The sequence below is a fragment of the Hymenobacter sp. PAMC 26628 genome (assembly GCF_001562275.1).
In the GTDB taxonomy this organism is placed as follows: Bacteria; Bacteroidota; Bacteroidia; order Cytophagales; family Hymenobacteraceae; genus Hymenobacter.
Genome location: NZ_CP014304.1, coordinates 1,876,679 through 1,894,194 on the forward strand (window position 1 = coordinate 1,876,679; position 17,516 = coordinate 1,894,194).

Sequence of the window (17,516 nt, forward strand, 5' to 3'; positions counted from 1 at the left end):
GAAAAGGGTGGGATTGGGGAAGGAAATGTACGGAACTGCCCCGCCAAAAGGGGCGCAAAGTTGGCAGCTTATTCAGGATAAATTCAGCAGGGCCCATAATTTTTTGGCCTCGCCGGCCCACAGCGCATCGGCCGGGGGCCCCTGCGGGTAAAACGCCGGGCCCGCCGCCAGGGCCCCCAGCACGGTGGCCGCCGCCGCGGCTGGGTCGGCAAAATCGACGACCAAGCCCGCGCCGTGGGCCCGCACTGCCGCCGCCCACAGCGGGTTGGGCGGCACCAGCAGCGGCAGGCCGTGGGCCAGGTATTCAAACAGCTTGGTGGGCTGGCATCGTTCCGAGCTGGGGTGGGGGCGGTAGGCCAGCAGGCCCAGGTGCGCCCGCCCGATGGCCGCCACTACGGCCGCGTGGGGCACCGGCCGGGCCCCGCCTTCCAGCGTCAGCCAGGCCGAGTGTTGGTCGGCAGTTTCCGTAAGCCACTGCAATAAAGTGGGTTGCTGGCAAAAGCCGATAACCGTGAGGTGGGCCCCGCCCGGCCGGGCCGCGTGCAGGGCCCCCGCCAGGGCCACCGCTTCGCGCACGCCGTTCAGCTCCGAGAGGGTGCCCGAAAACAGCAGCCGCAGCGGCGTCTGGGGCCCCGGCAGCGGCCGGGCAGCGGCGGGTGGCGCTTCGCCGGGCGCGGGCTGGTACTTGTTTTCGAGCACCGCCACGCGGCCCGGGGCCCTATTCAAAAAAGGTAGCTCATCGGCGTAGCTGGCCTCGGCCAGCGCGAGGCCGGCGGCGCGGCGGGCGGCCAGGGTTTCCACGCGGCGCAGGGCCCCGGCCAGCACGCGGCCCACCCACGGCGGGTACACGCGCTGGGTGCGGATGTTGAGCGCGAAGTTTTCCTGGATGTCGTACACGAAGCGCCGGCCGCTCCCCAGCGCCTGCCACAGCAGCGTGAGCGGCAGCAGCTCCGGGGCGTGCACTACCACCAGGCCGGGCCGCAGGCGACGCAGCAGGCGCCAGTAGCGCCACTGGGCCCCCAAGCGACTCAGCCCCAGCCGTGAACCCTGAAAAATAGCGTGGAACTCTAGTCGGCTCTCCGCCCCGCCGGCCCCGGGGCCCCGGCCAGCGCGGGGGCCCTGGCCGGCTACGTGCACCTGCATGCCGGGCCGCTCCAGCAGGGTGGCGGCAAACTTGCCCGTCATCCGCGGCTCGTCGACGGGCTTGAGGACGGACGCAAGCAGAACGGTGAGCGGCGGCATGGGCAAGCAAGGCAGAAAGGAAGCGCCGGCCCGCGGCTGCGGCGGCCAAAGATGGTAGTTTTGCCCCGGATTCACTTTTTCCGTTTTTATGTCATTCGATTCCGCCGCCGCGCAAGCCACCATCGAAGCTGCCTGGGCCGACCGCGCCCTACTCCAAACCGCCGACACCAAAGCCGCCGTCGAGGCCATCATTGAAGAGCTCGACAAAGGCCGCCTGCGCGTGGCCACCCCGCCCGCCGAAGACGGCGGCGAGTGGACCATCAACGAGTGGGTGAAGAAGGCCGTCATCCTCTACTTCCCCCTGCGCCAGATGAGCACCCAGGAAGTGGGCCCCTTCGAGTACCACGACAAAATGCAGCTCAAAACCGACTACGCCGGCCAGCAGGTGCGCGTGGTGCCGCCCGCCGTGGCCCGCTACGGCGCCTTCCTGGCCCCCGGCGTCATCCTCATGCCCAGCTACACCAACATCGGGGCCTACGTGGGCGAGGGCACGATGGTGGACACCTGGGCCACCGTGGGCAGCTGCGCCCAAGTGGGCAAAGGCGTGCACCTGAGCGGTGGCGTGGGCCTGGGCGGCGTGCTAGAGCCCGTGCAAGCGGCCCCCGTCATCATCGAGGACGGCGCCTTCATCGGCTCGCGCAGCATCCTGGTCGAAGGCTGCCGCATCGGCAAAGAAGCCGTCATTGGCGCGGGCGTCACCATCACCGGCAGCACCAAAATCATCGACGTGACGGGCCCCGAGCCCAAGGAGTACAAGGGCTACGTGCCGCCCCGCTCGGTCGTCATCCCCGGCTCCATCCCCAAGCAGTTCCCCGCCGGCGAGTACCAGGTGCCCTGCGCCCTCATCATCGGTCAGCGCAAACCCAGCACCGACTTGAAAACGAGCTTGAACGACGCGTTGCGCGATTTTGGGGTAAGTGTTTAATTTGGTAAGGATAAATTTGACGGCCACACAAAGCACAGTGAGCAAAGTAGTTATATGACTAAGCAGAAATGGCTTGGCTTGGTGTTTTTATTCGCCGGAATTCTAGCAGGCCCTGTTGGGTATACTTATCCGTGCAAGGGTAGATTACTTAGTTTACTAGGAGGGATTCTAGTCTTTTCTGAACTTCCTTTGTTGCTAGAACTTTCTTTGTTACTAGTAGGATTAATTTTATTGACACATAAAAAAGCCCGCTAATTAGCGGGCTTTTTTTATCCAGGTTCCGGGCGGCAATCACGCTACGCCTTCCTTCAGCTTTTCGCCGAACAGGGCTTTCACCTTGTCTACTTTGGGCTTGGCGACGAACTGGCAGTAGGGCTCGTGGCCGTGCAGGTTGAAGTAGTTCTGGTGGTAGTTCTCGGCGGGGTAGAAGGTGGGGGCAGCGGTGATTTCCGTCACGATGGGGTTTGGAAAGGCATGGCCGTCGTTGAGCTTCTGTTTGTAGCCTTCGGCGAGCTGCTTTTGCTCGTCGCTGTAGTAGTACACGCCCGAGCGATACTGGGTGCCCACGTCGTTGCCCTGACGGTTGAGGGTGGTCGGGTCGTGGGTTTTCCAGAAGATTTCGAGCAGCTCTTTGTAGCTGATGACGGCCGGGTCGAAGGCAATATCAATCACTTCGTTGTGGCCCGTCAGGCCGCTGCACACTTCTTTATAGGTCGGGTTGGCGATGCGGCCCCCGGCGTAGCCAGATACCACTTTCTCCACGCCCTTCAGGTTCTGGAAAACGGCCTCGACGCACCAGAAACAGCCGGCGCCAAATAATGCATGTTCAGTCATGGGTCAGGAAAAGCGCGCGGGTTGTGAAGTACGCGCTGCTAGGTCCTCAACGCAAATCAGGGCCCCGGCGTTCGGCTGTAGCACGGACTTGCAGCGTCCGCCCGTTAAGTAGCAGTTGGCAGGCCGGGTCGTGGTATGGGGCCCAAGCGTAGGGCATTGTAACGTTTGCACAAGCTGGTCGCGTCCAGCGGTGCTCTAGGTGTCCCAGTTCGAGTTGCCCTGCCACTGGTAGCCCAGTAAGGTGACATGATAAGAATCTCCAGACTTCCTAAACAGCTTCATTTTTACCATTTCAAGATTTATTATTCTGAAAGCCAGATAGTAATCACTTTGCTGAAAAATAAAAATATGCGAAGCGTGGGGGTAGGAGCAGGGCTGCGCATCTTTCCAGTAAGGGCGCGCCCTGCACCACCATCCTTTCGCTCTGTTATAATGCCCAATCCAGTAGGAATGAACCGCCAGGATTTTTTGCAGCTCTTTGGCCTGGGGGCCGCCAGCTTGCTGGCTTCGTCCTGCCTGGGCGGGTGCAGCAGCGCCGGCAGCGACCCCGCGCCGACTGCTGCCGCCACCGGCGTCGATTTCACGGTGGACCTGACGGCCGTGACCAGCACCCCCCTCGACAACCCCAGCGTAGGCTATGTCTACGGGGCCAGCCGGGCCGTGATTGTGGCCAAAACCGCGGCGGGTACCTACGTGGCTTTTCAGGCGCCGTGCCCGCACCAGGGTACCAGCGTGTACTTCAACCAAGCGGCGGCGCACTTCATCTGCCCCAACCACAACGCGGTGTTCAACCTGAGCGGGGGCATTGTCAGCGGCCCAGTGTCGTCGGGGCTCAAGCAGTACACCGTGGTCCAGACGGGCACCAGCCTGCACGTAACCGGCTAGCCAGCTTGAATTTATCTCTTGCTTAGTCTCATTCTGCTATTACCTTTCGCTTCTGCAATTATGCGACTGCTTGCCCTCCCATTTGTGGCGCTACTGGCCGCCGGCCGCGCCCACGCGCAGGCCCCCGCCCCGGCCTGGACTTCGGACCTCGCCGCCGCCCTGGCGCAGGCCCAGGCCAGCCAGCGGCCGGTACTGGCCGTGTTTTCGGGCTCCGACTGGTGCAAGCCCTGCATGATGCTCAAGCAGGAGGTGTTCGACCAGCCCGAGTTTGCGCAGTATGCCCAGGGCAAGTTCGTGCTGGCGCGCTTCGACTTCCCGCGCAACAAGAAAAACCGCCTCGACCCGGCCCAAACCAAGCTGAATGAGGCCGCCGCGGCCCGAATTAATAAAGAAGGGGTATTCCCGGCCGTGGTGCTGCTCTCGCCCGAGGGCAAAGTGCTGGCGCGCACCGGCTACCGCCCCGGCGGGGCCCCCGCCTACGACGCTTATCTGAGCCAGCTTCTCATCAAAAACTAAACGCATGCGTTTACTAACGAATTGGCTGACTGCTTTCCAGCGGAAAGCGCGGGCCGCGTTGCTCGCGGGGCTGGGCGTGAGCGGCAGCCTGGTGGCGGTGGCGCAGGCTCCCACCGTGGCCGCTGCCCACGTGCCCCGCGCCTACACCCGCAGCGCCCACCTCATGGGCTCGCACTTCACGTTCACGGCTGTGTCGGCCGACGACTCGCTGGCCTGGCGGGCCCTGCGCGCCGGCCTGCGCGAAACCCAGCGCATCGACCGCCTGTGTTCGTACTGGGACTCGACCTCGCAGGTGGTCAAAATCAACCGCCTGGCCGGCATCCGGCCGGTGGTGGTCGACCAGGAGGTGTACGACCTCATTGCGCGCACGCTGAAGATTTCGGCGCTCAGCGGCGGGGCGTTCGATGTCACGTTTGCCAGCGGCGACAAGATTTATCAATTTGACAGGCAGGAACACGCCCGCCTGCCCGACTCGGCCGCGGTGCGCCGCTCGGTGGCGCGCGTGGGCTGGCAAAAGGTGCAGCTGGATCCGGCTACGCACGCCGTTTTTCTGCCTGATAAGGGAATGCGGATCAACCTGGCCGGCATCCTGCAAGGCTACGGCGTGCGCCGGGCTTCGGAGACCATGAAGCGGATGGGCATCGCCGGGGGCCTCATCAACGGCTCGGGCGACGTGTACTGCTGGGGCCGGCAGGCCGACGGCGCGGGCTGGCGCATCGCCATCGGCGACCCGGCCAAGCCCCGTAGCGTCTCGTCGTGGCTGACGGTGCGCGACCTGGCCGTGGTGACGGCGGGCAACTACGAGCAGTACTTCACGGTGGGCGGCACGTACTACGGCCACATCATCAACCCCCACACGGGCTACCCGGCCACGGGGCTGCGCTCGGTCACCATCGTCTGCCCCGACGTGGAGCTGGCCGACGCCCTCGACGACGCCGTGTTCGTGCTGGGGCCCCGGGCGGGCCTGGCCCTGGTCAACCGCCTCAAGGGCGTGGACGCCACGGTGATTACCGACGACGGCCAGACGCTAGTTTCCAAGGGCCTGCAGCTCAACTCGTACCACAGCGCCGCCCCCGCCGCCGCCGCTAAAACCCCCGTTACCCGATGACATTCGCCACCTTTTTTCGCCCGGCTGCGCTGGGCTTACTGCTAGTTGGGGCCGCCGCGCTGCCGGGCTGCGTGTCGGTAGCCGCCTACCAAAAGGCCTACCTCAACGACGAGGACATGAAGCTGGCCACCAAAAAGGTCGAAACCTCGGAGGTCAACTTCGAGAGCTACCGCGAGGGGGCCGGCGGGGCCAACGGCGGCAAGGTAGGCGGCGGCTGCGGCTGCAATTAGCGGGTTTTTTACTGGCGCATTAGCTACTTGTTTATGAGATTTTTACTAGCCGCCGGCCTCGCTCTGGCGCTGCCCGCCGCGGCCTTGGCCCAGGGCACGCCGAACCCCAACCGCCTCGACGGCTCGGGCATCCCCGCGACGACTTTGGTGGCGCACCCCGCGCCCGTGTCGGTGGGCGAAACCGACGTGGACATCCTCAGCAGCTACTACCAGCAAAACGGCAACCACGGGGCCGTGGAGGGCGGCATCGGCACGCAGCACCTCACCGACGTGGCCCCCACCATCATCCTGAACGTGCCGCTCGACTCGGTGGCGCGCATTACGGCCAACGTGGGCTTCGATTACTACGCTTCGGCCTCGACCGACCGCATCGACCAAGTGCTCTCGTCGCCGTCGGCCCAGGACGTGCGCTACCACATCGACCTGGGCTACTCGCGCACTTTGAAGGACAAGCGTACTATCCTAGGCATTGGCGGTGGGGCTTCTAAGGAATATGATTACCAGTCGTTTAACCTCGCCGGCTCCTGGACGCACGGCTCGCGCGACGGCAACCGCGAGTTGAGCATCGGCGGGCAGGTGTACCTCGATAAGGTGACGCTAATTTTGCCCGTCGAGCTGCGTACCGGCGGCACCGGCAAGGGTAACCAAGCCCACGGCTCGGGCTTCGATAACCGGCAGAGTTTCAACCTGAACATCGTGTATTCGCAGGTCATCAGCAAGCGCTTGCAGCTGGCCGTGAGCACCGAGCTGGTGGCCCAGCGCGGGCTGCTGAGCACGCCGTTTCACCGGGTGTACTTCTACAACAGCGCCCCGGAGCTGGGCACGCCCGGCCAGCTGGGCACCGCCAAAACCGAGCTGCTGCCGCGCCTGCGCAACAAGTACCCCGTGGGCCTGCGCCTGAACTACTACGCCACCGACCTGGTGCAAATCAGGGGCTTTTACCGTTTCTACAACGATAATTTCGGCATCCGGGCGCACACCTTCGAGCTGGAAGCGCCGGTGAAAGTGACGCCCTTTTTCACGCTCTACCCGTTCTACCGCTACCACACCCAAACGGCGGCCGACTACTTTGCGCCCTACCTGGCTCATTCCATCGTGGATGAGTTCTATTCGTCCGACTACGACCTGGCGGCCTTCACGGCTCAGAAGGTGGGCCTGGGCTTCCGCTACGCACCGCTCTACGGGCTGGGCCGCTTCAAAACGCCCTTCGGGGACCGGGTCGCCAAGTTCAAATCCATCGACCTGCGCTACGGCCACTACTGGCAGACCACCGGCCTCACGGCCGACATCGTGAGCGTGGATTTCTCCTTCGTCATGCCCTAAGCTGGGGCCCCACGGCGGTAAGCAGCGGGGCGCGCAACAGCAGCAGGAGCCGGTACACACCACCAAGCTACAATAAACTGCTTTATGTGAGTGGTTTATGAAATAAATAACGGCATTCCCCCGCTTTTTTACTTGCTCGCAGTCGTTGTGTCAAAATAAAAGCGGGGGCCGCGTGGGGGTAGGCGGGGGCTTGTGCCTCTTATGGATGAGCGCGCTGCCTGGCAACCGGCCGCGCTCGGGGGCCGGAGGTGTCCGGCTGGTATTGGTTCACTGTCAAGTACATGAAGTATGCATCGTGTTAGCTTTTTGGAATACGTGCGGCCAACGGGGGGCGGCTGGCGGCCCGTGTGGCCTAGCCTGGTGGCGCAGGCCCGCTACCTGCCAGGGTTGGTGGCCCGGCCCAGTGGCCCGGGCGCTGAGCTGTTGGGGTGGTCGTACGGGCCCGAGGCGCGGGGCCAGCTTGCCGCCCCGGCTTGGGGAAGTGGACTGGCCCTGCAGCAGGCGGTTTACGAAGAGCTGCTGGCGACGCACGAGCTGCCGGCCCCCGGGCCCACCCACCGCCCGCCCTCGGCCCGCAAAATTGCCCGTGACCTACCGGGTTGGGCCCCGCCCCGGCCCGGGGCCCCGGCTAGTGCTCAGCCATAGCCTGCATTAATATTTTTTAATCATTAAATTATTGATTATAATAAATTTATAGCCCGCTAAGCCCGCTTCCATGAGGACGTTGTACCAATACTTTCGGCGGCGGGCTTTGCCCGTGCTGAGTAGCCTGCTTTTGCTGCTGCTGGCCGGGGCCCCCGCGTGGGCCACGCACATTGTGGGCGGCGAAATGAACCTGCTCCACCAAACCGGCAGCACGTACACCCTCACCCTGACGCTGTACTTCGACGCCATCAACGGCAGCCCGGCCGCGCTCGACCAGGCCCTGACGGCCGGCCTGTTTGACAAGGCCACCAACCAGCAGTTAACCAGTGTGGTGCTGCCTTTGGTTAGCAATTCGTTCGTGAGCTACACCAACCCGGCCTGCGCCGTGGGCTCGCTCAGCACCCGCAAGCTGGTGTACGCCAAGGACATTGTGCTGAGCCCAACCACCTACACCAGCGCCCAGGGCTACTACGCGGCCGTGGAGCGCTGCTGCCGCAACCTGGCCATCGGCAACATCGTGGACCCCGGCGCGGCGGGCCAAACCTTCTACCTGGAGTTTCCGGCCGTGGTGCGCAACGGCCAGCCGTTCATCGATTCCACGCCGCGCATTTTTCCGGCCCTGGGCGACTACGCGTGCCGCAACGAGCTGTTTTACTACAATTTCGGCGGGCAAGACCCCGACGGCGATTCGCTGGTGTACGACATGGTGACGCCGCTCAACGGGCACTCCTCGGCCGCCGTGCCCAGCCCGCCCCCGGTGGCGGCGCCCTATGCTACCATCACCTGGGGCACGGGGCTCGGCACGCTCAACCAGATTCCCGGGGCCCCGGCGCTGGGCATCGATGCCCACACCGGGCGCCTCACGGTGCGGGCCAACCGGCTCGGGCTCTTCGTGTTCGGGGTGCGCTGCGCGGAGTACCGGCGGGGCGTGAAAATCGGCGAAACCCGGCGCGATTTCCAGCTCTACGTCCTCAACTGCCCCCAGAACAACCCGCCCGTGGCCACGGTGTGGGCCAACGGCCGCGCCTACCGCCCCGGCCTCGATACGCTGCGCCTGGGGCCCAACGCGCTGTGCTTCAGTGTAAAATACACCGACCCCGACGCTGGCTCGGTGCTCACGCTCAGCGCCCAGCCGGTCAATTTCACTGCCGGGGCCCCGGCCTTCACCACCGCCACTGGCGGCACGGTGCGGGCCGCGGGCCAGCCCGATACGCTCACGGCCACGCTCTGCTTCCCGGCGTGCACCGACACCAAGGGACAGGTGTACCGCCTCAATGTGGTGGTGGCCGACAACGGCTGTAGCCTGCCTAAACGCGACACGGTGCAGGTGGCCTTTACGGCCGTGGTGGCCCCCAACGCGCCCCCGGTCCTGACCTCGACGCTGCCGCCCGCGCCCGTGCCCGAAACCGCGCCGGCCGTGGTGCGCGTGGCCTTGGGCATGCCCTACACCGCTACCCTGCTCGGCACCGACGCCGATGCCAACCTGCTGACGCTTAGTGCTTCCGGCGAAGGCTTCGACCTGGCCGCCGTGGGCATGGTGTTCGGGGCCCAGAACGGGGCCGGCCGCGCCACCGGCACGTTTGCCTGGGCCCCCACCTGCGCCACGGCCAGCGCCGCCGCGGTGCCCGGGGGCCTGGTGGTGCACTTCCTGCTGACGGAAAGCGGCGCGTGCGCACCCGTGCCCCGCACGCGCACCGTGCGCTTCGAGCTAGTGCGGCCCGCCGATTCGGTGGCGTTCCGGCCGCCCAACGTCATCACGCCCAACGGCGACGGGCTGAACGATTTTTTTGTGCTCGACCAAGCCCTGCCGCCCGATTTCTGCGGCAGCGAGTTTGCCGGGGTTCGCATTTTCTCGCGCTGGGGCCAGCAGGTGTATACGTCGCCCGCGCGCACCTTCCGCTGGGGCGGGGCGGGGGCGGGCGGCAGCTACTACTACCTCGTCACCTTCACCGACGGCCGCCGCTTCAAGGGCTGGCTCGAAGTACTGCCCTGAGCCGCGCGCCGGGCCCCTCCACGATTTCCCTTTTTTCTCACCTTTTTCAATCCACTTTTTTATGAAGCGTTTTTCTTCCCGCGGTGTGGCCTTCGCCACCTTGACCCTGTTTAGCCTGGGAGCCAGCTCGTTGCTCACCAGCTGCTTCGACAAAGAAGGCAAGGGCCACGACGGCAGCTGCACCCCCCGGGGCGGCACTTGCAACATCGCTGCCAATGTTGTGGACTTGAGCAAAACCACCGGCTGCGGCCTGGTGCTGCAACTAGCCGACAACACCTACGTAGTGCCCACCGGCCCCATCTGGACGAATTTCCACGCCAAAGCCGGGGACAAGGTGACGGTGGGCTATACCCTCAAAAAGAACGACGGCGATGCCGACGACGTGAACACCTGCCCGGCCGGCCCATTAGTCGAGTTGGGGTGCATTACCATAGTCGCCATCCCCAGCGCTACTTAACAGGCTCAGCGGCAGGCCAAGCAGCATCGTGCCCGGCTAGCCGCCGGGGGCGGTGCTGCCCGCCGGGGCCCCGGTGGCCAAGGCCAGGTAAGGCCGCTGCCTAAACTTAGGCGGGGGCTAAAACCGCAGGCCCAGTTGCACTCCAGGCCACAGGCGCAGCAGCGGTTGGTCGTCGAACGATTCGAACCACAGCCACTGGTCTTGCCCTACCGACCAGCGCGGCCGTGCGCCCACGGTGCGCCGGGCCGTGGCCAGGTTGAGGGTAGGCCCGCCCACCAGCTGCCACCGCCCGCCTTGTTTGAGTTGCCAGGCCAGTTGCGGGCGCAGCTGCGCGAGCTGCGTTTTGCCAACGTCGCCATCGTTGCCGTTCAGCCACCACAGCAGCACGTCGAGGCTGGGCGTGAAGCGGCCCCGGGCTTGGCTGGCAGTGCCCAACCCCACGCCCCACGCCGCCCCGCTGTGGCGGCCAGCGGGCGCGAAGGCCGCCCCAATTATGAGGTAGGCCTGGCGTACGCCCACTTTCACGGTTGCGCCCAAGGGCAGGCTTTCGCTGGCCCACACCTCGCCGTGGAGGTAGGCCCAGCCACGCAGCCCAGCCAGCAGCGGCGTGGGAGTAGGAACGGCGGGAGTGCTTTTCGCCACGGCGCCATGGGCAGGATAGACGCTGGCCGGGGCCCCGAGCGGAGCTGAATCCAGAACCGCCAACACGGGCCGCGTCTCCAGCGGCACCAAGGCTTCGGGCGCGGCCGGCAGCGCACGGCGTGTGCCACCGGCGGCCCGAGTGCCTGCCCCCGTGCGCTCCGACGCGGGCAGGGCCCCATCCGCCCGTCCCACCAGCGGCCCTGGGGCCCCGGGGTGTTGAGCAGAGTAGGCGGCGATGACACGTGGCCGGGTCTGCGAGGCAGCAAAAGTACCGGGGGCCACCGCGGAGGCCGCCGCTGCACCAGCGCCCAGCTTTTCGGCTCCGGAGTGAGGAGCGTGCACCACTGAACGCGGCCGTGCTTGGCCAGTGGGTAGCCTTGTTGAAGCAGCCAGGCCAACGGCCCCGGCCGGTTGGCTTATGACTTTATCGCGATTGGGGCCCCTAATTGCTATTGCGCGGACACCCGGCTCCGCTGCCAACGTGGGAGGGGTGGAGGCGGGGGTTGGTGCGGGGCGGCGCAGCTCGCCGGGTGGGCCAGCAGTAAGCGCCGGGGCCCCAGCTTTTTGGGTAGACGGGGGCGTAACTGCGGGGCCAGCTACGTAGCCTGGCCCCTTGGCGGCGAAGGCCGCGCGCCCGGGCAGGGGCGGCCCGCTGCTGGCGGGGTGGCCGTTCACGGCAGTTACGCCGGCGGGTAGAGCAGCATGGGCGGGCCAAAGCACGAGCTGGCCATCAAGTAAGCCATAGGATAAGTGATTGGCGGCCAGCACGTCGCGCAGCACCACGACCAGTGGGCGCGGCGGCCCTGCCGCCAGCCGGTAGCGGTGCCCCACCGGAATGAGCGAGCTACTATAGCTAAACGGTAGCCGGCTCTGGCGCGACAACTCGGCCAGTAGCTCGCCCAACGGATGGTTGCCGGGCGTGGGCGCCACCGGGCGCGCTAGCACCGCGGGCACTGCTGGGTCCAGCCGGCCCGGTTGCTGCGCCCACATCGGCCCGCCGCTGGCCAGCCCACTGGCCACCAGCGCCAGCCATAAGCGGCGCATGCCCAGCCAGTACCCAGGGCCCCCACTCACGGCTGGGCGACTTGCGTGGCCGAATCCACTAGGCCGGCCGTGGCCGCGTCCTCGGCGCAGCCGGGGCCGGCCAGTACGTAGCCGCCGCTGCCGTCGGGGCCCAGGCGGCTGGCGGTGGCGGCGGCCAGCACGGCCAGCACCTGCGCGGGCTGCGGGCGGGCAAAGGTGCCAGTGAAGCGGCACTTGCCCAGGCCGGCGCTCAGCAGCGTCACGGCCGTGCCGAAGGTGGCACGCAGGGTCTGGGCTACCTGGGCCACCGGCGTGTCGCGGAAGCGCAGCGTATCGGTCTGCCAGGCCCGGAAATTGTGGTCGGCCGTAGGGGTGCGGTGCAGCGTGGCGGCCACGCGGCCGGGGGCATCGGCAGCGCGCAGGGCGGCGCGGGTATCGGCCGTCAGCAGCACGCTGTCGGGGGTGGCGAGGCGCAGCAGCCACACCCGGCCGCGGGTCACGCTCACCTCCACCGAGTCTTCGGCCGCGTAGGCCCGCACGTTGAAGGCCGTGCCCGTCACGCGCACGCGGGCCGTGGCGGTGCTCACCAGGAAGGGCCGGGTGGGGTTGTGCACCACCTCAAAATAGGCCTCGCCCGTGAGCTGCACGGCCCGCGTGCCGGCACTGGCCGGTGCGCCCAGCCCCCGGTAGTGCAGCCGCGAATGGGCATTCAGCCACACGCGGCTGCCATCGGGCAGGCGCACCAGCTGGCGGCGGGCGGCGCTGGCATAGGTCGTCACGGTATCGTGCTTGTGCAGAAACTGCCGATCAATCAATAGGTAGCCACCGCCTGCCAGCAGTGCCAGCGCGGCGGCCAGCTGCCACCACCTGGTTGCGGCCGGCGTGGCTCCGGTCCACAGCGGGCGCACCACCGGTGCGGGGGTAGGGGCAGGACCGGGCGCGGCGGTGGGTTCCGGCGTGGGAGCAGGGCTGAGTGCAGGCGCAGTGAGTTGTCCGGCTGGCGTGGCCATCAGGGGCCGGAAGCGCTGCCAGGCGGCCTCCACATCGGCGGGCGAAAAAAGTACGGGCTGCGCCGCGGCCTCGCCCGCCCGTTCCCAGGCGCGGGTAACGGTGGTCAGGATTTGCAGGTGGCGCGGGTCGGCCTGCACCCAGGCACGCAGGTCGGCGCGCTCGGTGGCCGAGGCTTCGTTGGCCAGGTGGCGGGCCAAGAGCGCCCAGGGGGCATCCGGCGGATCGGGGTAGCGTTGCATCATCAAGCAGGAAGCCGGGGGAGGAAGACGGGGCCAGGTATTGACTGGATACACCACGGCGCCCTTACCCCCACGCAGCCCCCAAAAATAGCGGTTGGCGCGGTCTGGGCTGGCCCGCCGCTGGCACTCAGTGCCCGCAGTGCCAGCAGGTAGAGCAGCACCCCATACAGGTTTTTGAGCACGCCCGCCAGCTCGCGCCGCAGAATGCGCAGGGCCTTGCCCATCTGGTTTTCCACGGTTTTGGGCGATATTTCCAGTGCGTCGGCAATCTGTTGGTAGCTCAGTTCCTCGTAGCGGCTCAGCTCGAACACCACGCGGCACTGGGGCGGCAGGTGGGCCAGGGCTGCCGCCACTGCCGCCGCCGCCTCGGTGGCGTGCAACTGGGCCAGGGCATCCGGGGCCACGGGGGCGCTGGCGGGCGGAGCATCGTCCCAGGCCACCTGGCGCTGGGCGCGCTGCTGGTGGCGCAGGGCGGCATTGAGGGCCATGCGGGTGAGGTAGGCGCGGTGCGATTCGATGGCCGGCAGGGTGGCTAGCCCTTGCCACACCCGCAAAAACACATCCTGCAAGATGTCTTCCACCACTGCCCGGTCGGGCACCACGCGGTAGGCCACCGCCCCCAGCGGGGCATAAAACGCCTTGAACAAGGCTTCCAGAAAAGCCGCCGCGTCGGTCTGGCGCAAGTGCGTCAGGCGGGCATCCAGGGCAGCGTCGTCGGGGGTCGCCATGCAAAGAAGGGCTCAGGGATAGAGTCGGAGGAGGGGGTGAGGTTTCCCCGTCGGCAACTCCTCACGCAAGCTAAGCGATGAACGTCAGGCGCCGCCGCTAAGTCTGCGGGTGGGCCCCGGGCAACGGCCGCCGGCCCCGGCCCTGCTACTGCGCAAAACTAGCGGGCCACTACCTGGGGCCCCGGCATAACGGAAATGGCCTAAAAGCAGATACCCCGTCCCAGTGCGTCGCGCGGTGGTAGGCCGCCGCGTTCAGCTTGCCTTTTCACTGAGGCGGCTTTGAGGAATATTTTTCACTAATCGAAGCCAACGGCCCAAGCCAGCAAGCAAAACCAAGTGAAGTTAGCCGGTAGGGGGCAACATCCTCGTCGCACGCCGCCTAGCTACAGTGTAGGGCCCCAGCGGGTACACCCTTCCGGCTGGTGATTGCGCAGAAGCCCGGCACGGGGGCCACGCGATGCTTGAGTACGTGTCCGCGCAGGCTTTTCCCTCTTGAATAAATAGTTATGAACCAGACATTTGCTTGAGGAAAATTCCCCGCCTCCTGGTTGGCAAGGCGCTTTTTGGTGGGTAGACTTTTTGAATAAGACACTCAGCCAGTGTCGGCTGGCCAAAGTCGTTTGAAAGCGCCAGGTCAAACAATTCTATTGGCTAGGTGGTCTTGGAAAACGCAGTTGCGTAAGGCAGCTGTCCACAATGTTAACTTCACCAACCATGAAAATAGGAATTATCGGCGCCGGCCACATCGGCAGCGCCCTTGCCGTGCGGCTCACCAGCCTCGGCCACTCAGTGCTCATTGCCAACTCGCGCGGCCCCGAAACGCTGGGCGACGTGGCCCAGAAAACCGGCGCTACTCCCGCCACCGCCCGCGAAGCCGCCCAGCACGGCGAAATTATCGTGGTTACCATTCCGCTGATCAACATCCCCGACCTGCCCAAAGACCTGTTCGAGGGCGTACCCGCCAGCGTGCCGGTCATCGACACCAGCAACTACTACCCGCTGCTGCGCGACGGCCACCTGCGCGAGCTGGAAACCGGCACCCTCACCGAGAGCGAGTGGGTGCAGCAGCACCTGGGCCGGCCGGTGGTAAAGGTGTTCAACAACATCTACGCCGAGCACCTCGAAAAAAAGGGCACGCCCGTGGGCACGACCGGCCGCATCGCACTGCCCGTAGCCGGCGACGACGAAGCTGCCAAGCGCAAAGTAATGGACCTGGTCGAAGAGCTGGGCTTTGATGCCGTGGAAGACGGCAGCCTGCACGAGTCGTGGCGCCAGCAGCCCGGCACGCCATCCTACGGCGCCGACTGGCCCGAAAATAAGCTGCGCGAGCACCTGCGCAGTCTCGGCCACGAGCGCACCGAGGAGCAGCACGCGCAGTACCTGGCCAACCATGCTGAGCAGGAGAAGCAGATGGCGGCGCAGGGTATTAAGCTGAAGTAGCCCAGGGCCATAACTGGAACAGCTTTGGGGCCCCACGCAAAAGAGCCGCGGCAATTGCCGCGGCTCTTTTGCGTGGGGCCCAAAGGCCTTTTGGTGCAGGCCCTTTGCCAGAACGGCCAGCTAGCTACCGGTTAATAGCCTGCTGCATCTGCGCGCTATAACGCTCGCCCTGAATGGCTATCCGGCTGATGGCCTGCTCCAGTTGCCGCAAGTCATCGGGTGTGAGGGCTACCTTGGCCGCGCCGATGTTCTCTTGCAAGCGGGCCAGTTTGGTGGTGCCGGGGATGGGGGCAATCCAGGGTTTTTGGGCCAGCAGCCAGGCCAGGGCAATCTGGGCCGGGGTAGCCTGCTTGCGGTCAGCCAGCTGCTTGATGAGGTCGATGAGGGCCAGGTTGGCTTGGCGGGCCGCTGCCTCGAAGCGTGGCAGCGAGCTGCGAATATCGCCGCTGGCGAAGGTCGAATCGGCGCTGATGGCGCCGGTGAGGAAGCCCCGGCCCAGTGGGCTAAACGGTACAAAGCCGATGCCGAGCGCTTCGAGCGTAGGCAACACGCTTTGCTCGGGCTCGCGCCACCACAGCGAGTACTCGCTCTGCAAGGCCGACACCGGTTGCACGGCGTGCGCTCGGCGAATGGCATCGGGCCCGGCCTCCGAAAGGCCAAAATATTTCACCTTGCCCTCCCGAATCAGGTCCTGCACCGCGCCGGCCACGTCCTCCATCGGCACGTTGGGGTCTACCCGGTGCTGGTAAAATAGGTCGATGCGGTCGGTGCCCAGGCGCTGGAGCGACTGCTCGGCCACGAGCCGAATGCGCGCCGGTCGGCTGTCGAGGCCCTGCGCCGGGTCGCCTTCCTTAAAGCCGAACTTGGTGGCGATAATGACTTGGTTGCGCACCGGGGCCAGGGCCGCGCCCACCACCTGCTCGTTGGCTTCGCCGTAAGCTTCGGCCGTGTCAAAAAAGGTGATTCCCAGGTCCACCGCCGCTCGGATGAGCTTGGTGGCCTCGGCTACGTCGGTGGCTGGGCCATAGCCCCGGTTCAGGCCCATGCAGCCCAGGCCCAGGGCCGATACTTCAAGGCCGGCAGATCCTAATGTGCGTTTTTCCACGTTGTGTGCTGGTTAAGATGAAGCCCCGCCAAGGGCTGGCGGGATAGTTTGTCTTTTACGGCAGGCAGCGTAAATCCGGTCACGGGCCGGGGATGCGCCTAGCTTCGTTAAGCAAACCTTAAGCTTCCTTAAGACGCCATTAAAGGGACAATGCCGTTCAAACCAAAGGCTGGTACGCTACTAGCTAAGGCCCTTTAAGCTACCGGCGCCGCCCGGCAACAAACCCGTTGCGCACGTTACCCCAAGTAAACCAGGGCTACTTGGCAAAGGTGGGGGCCACTACCAATTCTTTCGAGCCGGCCGTGTATTTATAAAAGCCTTCGCCTGATTTGGCGCCCAGGCGGCCCGCCATCACCATGTTCACCAGCAGCGGGCAAGGCGCGTACTTGGGGTTGCCGAGGCCGTCGTGCAGCACCCGCAGAATGGCCAGGCACACGTCGAGCCCAATGAAGTCGGCCAGTTGCAGGGGCCCCATGGGGTGGGCCATGCCCAGCTTCATCACCGTGTCAATCTCCGCCACGCCGGCCACGCCCTCAAATAGGCTGATAATCGCTTCATTGATCATCGGCATGAGGATGCGGTTGGCCACGAAGCCGGGGTAATCGTTCACCGCGGTGGGCGTTTTGCCGAGCTGGCGCGACAAGTCCATCACCCGGGCCGTGGTTTCGTCGGAGGTGGCGTAGCCGCGAATTACTTCCACCAGCTGCATCACCGGCACGGGGTTCATGAAGTGCATCCCGATGACCTGGGCGGGGCGCTGGGTAGCGGCCGCAATTTTGGTGATGGAGATGGACGACGTGTTGCTGGCCAGCAGGGCCCCGGCGGGCGCGTGCTGGTCCAGCTCGCGGAAAATCTGGAGCTTAAGGTCCACATTTTCCGTGGCAGCTTCCACCACGAGCTCCGCATCGGCCACGCCCTCGGCAATGGTCGTGAAAGAACGAATGCGGCCCAGGGTGGCGGTTTTGTCGGCCTCGGCCAGGGCACCTTTGGCCACCTGGCGGTCAAGATTTTTGGCAATGGTGCCCAGGGCCCGGTCCAGGGCCGGCTGACTTACGTCGACGAGTGCGACGGCAAAGCCGTGCTGCGCAAATACGTGGGCAATGCCGTTGCCCATGGTGCCGGAGCCGATGACGGCGATGTTCATAAGGGAAAAAAGAAAAATTGGGAGGG

At 65.6% G+C, this 17,516-nt stretch carries 17 protein-coding genes; 10 read left to right on the forward strand and 7 right to left on the reverse strand.

Translation table 11 applies throughout. The annotated features are described in order from the left end of the window. Positions 1–72 precede the first annotated feature (72 nt). Positions 73–1,242, reverse strand: a complete 1,170-nt coding sequence (locus tag AXW84_RS08265) for a glycosyltransferase (protein ID WP_071891121.1) — start codon at positions 1,240–1,242, stop codon at positions 73–75. Between the two features lie 88 nt (positions 1,243–1,330). On the opposite strand from AXW84_RS08265, the gene AXW84_RS08270 reads away from it, so the two are divergent. Further along, complete coding sequence (locus tag AXW84_RS08270; protein WP_068231245.1) at positions 1,331–2,167, forward strand: 2,3,4,5-tetrahydropyridine-2,6-dicarboxylate N-succinyltransferase; 837 nt, start codon at positions 1,331–1,333, stop codon at positions 2,165–2,167. Positions 2,168–2,458: 291 nt separating this feature from the next. On the opposite strand, the gene msrA is transcribed toward AXW84_RS08270, so the two are convergent. Beyond that, complete coding sequence (msrA, locus tag AXW84_RS08275; protein ID WP_068231248.1) at positions 2,459–3,001, reverse strand: peptide-methionine (S)-S-oxide reductase MsrA; 543 nt, start codon at positions 2,999–3,001, stop codon at positions 2,459–2,461. Positions 3,002–3,433: 432 nt separating this feature from the next. On the opposite strand from msrA, the gene AXW84_RS08280 reads away from it, so the two are divergent. The 8 genes from AXW84_RS08280 to AXW84_RS08315 all read left to right on the forward strand — a co-directional run bounded on the left by AXW84_RS08280 (position 3,434) and on the right by AXW84_RS08315 (position 10,158). Beyond that, positions 3,434–3,886, forward strand: coding sequence for a Rieske (2Fe-2S) protein (locus tag AXW84_RS08280; protein ID WP_157886887.1), 453 nt, complete (start codon positions 3,434–3,436; stop codon positions 3,884–3,886). A gap of 60 nt (positions 3,887–3,946) precedes the next feature. After that, positions 3,947–4,402, forward strand: coding sequence for a thioredoxin family protein (locus tag AXW84_RS08285; RefSeq protein ID WP_068231254.1), 456 nt, complete (start codon positions 3,947–3,949; stop codon positions 4,400–4,402). A gap of 4 nt (positions 4,403–4,406) precedes the next feature. Continuing rightward, complete coding sequence (locus AXW84_RS08290; RefSeq protein WP_071891124.1) at positions 4,407–5,510, forward strand: FAD:protein FMN transferase; 1,104 nt, start codon at positions 4,407–4,409, stop codon at positions 5,508–5,510. After that, the gene (locus tag AXW84_RS08295) at positions 5,507–5,740 is read left to right on the forward strand and encodes a DUF4266 domain-containing protein (protein WP_068231261.1); all 234 of its coding nucleotides are present in this window, start codon (positions 5,507–5,509) and stop codon (positions 5,738–5,740) included. Before AXW84_RS08290 ends, AXW84_RS08295 begins: the two co-directional genes overlap by 4 nt. 33 nt (positions 5,741–5,773) lie before the next feature. Further along, on the forward strand, positions 5,774–7,063 hold the full coding sequence (locus AXW84_RS08300) for a DUF3570 domain-containing protein (protein ID WP_068231264.1): 1,290 nt from the start codon (positions 5,774–5,776) through the stop codon (positions 7,061–7,063). A gap of 288 nt (positions 7,064–7,351) precedes the next feature. Beyond that, the gene (locus AXW84_RS08305; RefSeq protein WP_162268252.1) at positions 7,352–7,708 is read left to right on the forward strand and encodes a hypothetical protein; all 357 of its coding nucleotides are present in this window, start codon (positions 7,352–7,354) and stop codon (positions 7,706–7,708) included. A gap of 70 nt (positions 7,709–7,778) precedes the next feature. Beyond that, entirely contained in the window at positions 7,779–9,701 is a 1,923-nt protein-coding gene (locus AXW84_RS08310; RefSeq protein ID WP_157886889.1) for a gliding motility-associated C-terminal domain-containing protein, read from the forward strand. Positions 9,702–9,762: 61 nt separating this feature from the next. After that, positions 9,763–10,158 (forward strand): hypothetical protein, encoded by a 396-nt coding sequence (locus AXW84_RS08315; protein WP_068231274.1) that lies wholly within the window; start codon positions 9,763–9,765, stop codon positions 10,156–10,158. Positions 10,159–10,275: 117 nt separating this feature from the next. Here the strand turns inward: AXW84_RS08315 and AXW84_RS24670 are convergent, their stop codons facing one another. From AXW84_RS24670 to AXW84_RS08330, 3 genes are read right to left on the reverse strand one after another with little or no spacing between them, the layout of a single operon-like run. Then, a complete protein-coding gene (locus AXW84_RS24670; protein ID WP_157886890.1) occupies positions 10,276–11,844 on the reverse strand; it encodes a hypothetical protein in 1,569 nt (522 codons plus the stop codon). A 26-nt stretch (positions 11,845–11,870) separates the two neighbouring features. Then, positions 11,871–13,076, reverse strand: coding sequence for a FecR family protein (locus AXW84_RS08325; protein ID WP_082773776.1), 1,206 nt, complete (start codon positions 13,074–13,076; stop codon positions 11,871–11,873). After that, positions 13,076–13,801, reverse strand: coding sequence for an RNA polymerase sigma-70 factor (locus AXW84_RS08330; RefSeq protein ID WP_068231283.1), 726 nt, complete (start codon positions 13,799–13,801; stop codon positions 13,076–13,078). Before AXW84_RS08330 ends, AXW84_RS08325 begins: the two co-directional genes overlap by 1 nt. A 714-nt stretch (positions 13,802–14,515) precedes the next feature. Here AXW84_RS08330 and AXW84_RS08335 point away from each other — a divergent pair. Next, positions 14,516–15,241: an NADPH-dependent F420 reductase gene (locus AXW84_RS08335; RefSeq protein WP_068231286.1), complete on the forward strand. Its 726-nt coding sequence runs from the start codon at positions 14,516–14,518 to the stop codon at positions 15,239–15,241. 124 nt (positions 15,242–15,365) lie between these two features. Here the strand turns inward: AXW84_RS08335 and AXW84_RS08340 are convergent, their stop codons facing one another. Then, positions 15,366–16,346 carry an aldo/keto reductase gene (locus tag AXW84_RS08340; RefSeq protein WP_068231290.1) on the reverse strand — a complete coding sequence of 327 codons (981 nt, stop codon included), beginning with the start codon at positions 16,344–16,346 and terminating at the stop codon, positions 15,366–15,368. Between the two features lie 256 nt (positions 16,347–16,602). Then, the gene (locus AXW84_RS08345) at positions 16,603–17,490 is read right to left on the reverse strand and encodes a 3-hydroxyacyl-CoA dehydrogenase family protein (RefSeq protein WP_068231293.1); all 888 of its coding nucleotides are present in this window, start codon (positions 17,488–17,490) and stop codon (positions 16,603–16,605) included. Positions 17,491–17,516 lie beyond the last annotated feature (26 nt).

Bases quoted from the DNA above. Each gene is read 5' to 3' on its own strand.
- AXW84_RS08315 (WP_068231274.1), top strand. From the start codon at position 9,763: ATGAAGCGTTTTTCTTCCCGCGGTGTGGCCTTCGCCACCTTGACCCTG.
- AXW84_RS08325 (WP_082773776.1), bottom strand. From the start codon at position 13,076: ATGATGCAACGCTACCCCGATCCGCCGGATGCCCCCTGGGCGCTCTTG.
- AXW84_RS24670 (WP_157886890.1), bottom strand. From the start codon at position 11,844: ATGCGCCGCTTATGGCTGGCGCTGGTGGCCAGTGGGCTGGCCAGCGGC.
- AXW84_RS08310 (WP_157886889.1), top strand. From the start codon at position 7,779: ATGAGGACGTTGTACCAATACTTTCGGCGGCGGGCTTTGCCCGTGCTG.
- AXW84_RS08295 (WP_068231261.1), top strand. From the start codon at position 5,507: ATGACATTCGCCACCTTTTTTCGCCCGGCTGCGCTGGGCTTACTGCTA.
- AXW84_RS08300 (WP_068231264.1), top strand. From the start codon at position 5,774: ATGAGATTTTTACTAGCCGCCGGCCTCGCTCTGGCGCTGCCCGCCGCG.
- AXW84_RS08290 (WP_071891124.1), top strand. From the start codon at position 4,407: ATGCGTTTACTAACGAATTGGCTGACTGCTTTCCAGCGGAAAGCGCGG.
- AXW84_RS08330 (WP_068231283.1), bottom strand. From the start codon at position 13,801: ATGGCGACCCCCGACGACGCTGCCCTGGATGCCCGCCTGACGCACTTG.
- AXW84_RS08335 (WP_068231286.1), top strand. From the start codon at position 14,516: ATGAAAATAGGAATTATCGGCGCCGGCCACATCGGCAGCGCCCTTGCC.
- AXW84_RS08265 (WP_071891121.1), bottom strand. From the start codon at position 1,242: ATGCCGCCGCTCACCGTTCTGCTTGCGTCCGTCCTCAAGCCCGTCGAC.
- AXW84_RS08280 (WP_157886887.1), top strand. From the start codon at position 3,434: ATGCCCAATCCAGTAGGAATGAACCGCCAGGATTTTTTGCAGCTCTTT.
- AXW84_RS08285 (WP_068231254.1), top strand. From the start codon at position 3,947: ATGCGACTGCTTGCCCTCCCATTTGTGGCGCTACTGGCCGCCGGCCGC.
- AXW84_RS08305 (WP_162268252.1), top strand. From the start codon at position 7,352: ATGCATCGTGTTAGCTTTTTGGAATACGTGCGGCCAACGGGGGGCGGC.
- msrA (WP_068231248.1), bottom strand. From the start codon at position 3,001: ATGACTGAACATGCATTATTTGGCGCCGGCTGTTTCTGGTGCGTCGAG.
- AXW84_RS08270 (WP_068231245.1), top strand. From the start codon at position 1,331: ATGTCATTCGATTCCGCCGCCGCGCAAGCCACCATCGAAGCTGCCTGG.
- AXW84_RS08345 (WP_068231293.1), bottom strand. From the start codon at position 17,490: ATGAACATCGCCGTCATCGGCTCCGGCACCATGGGCAACGGCATTGCC.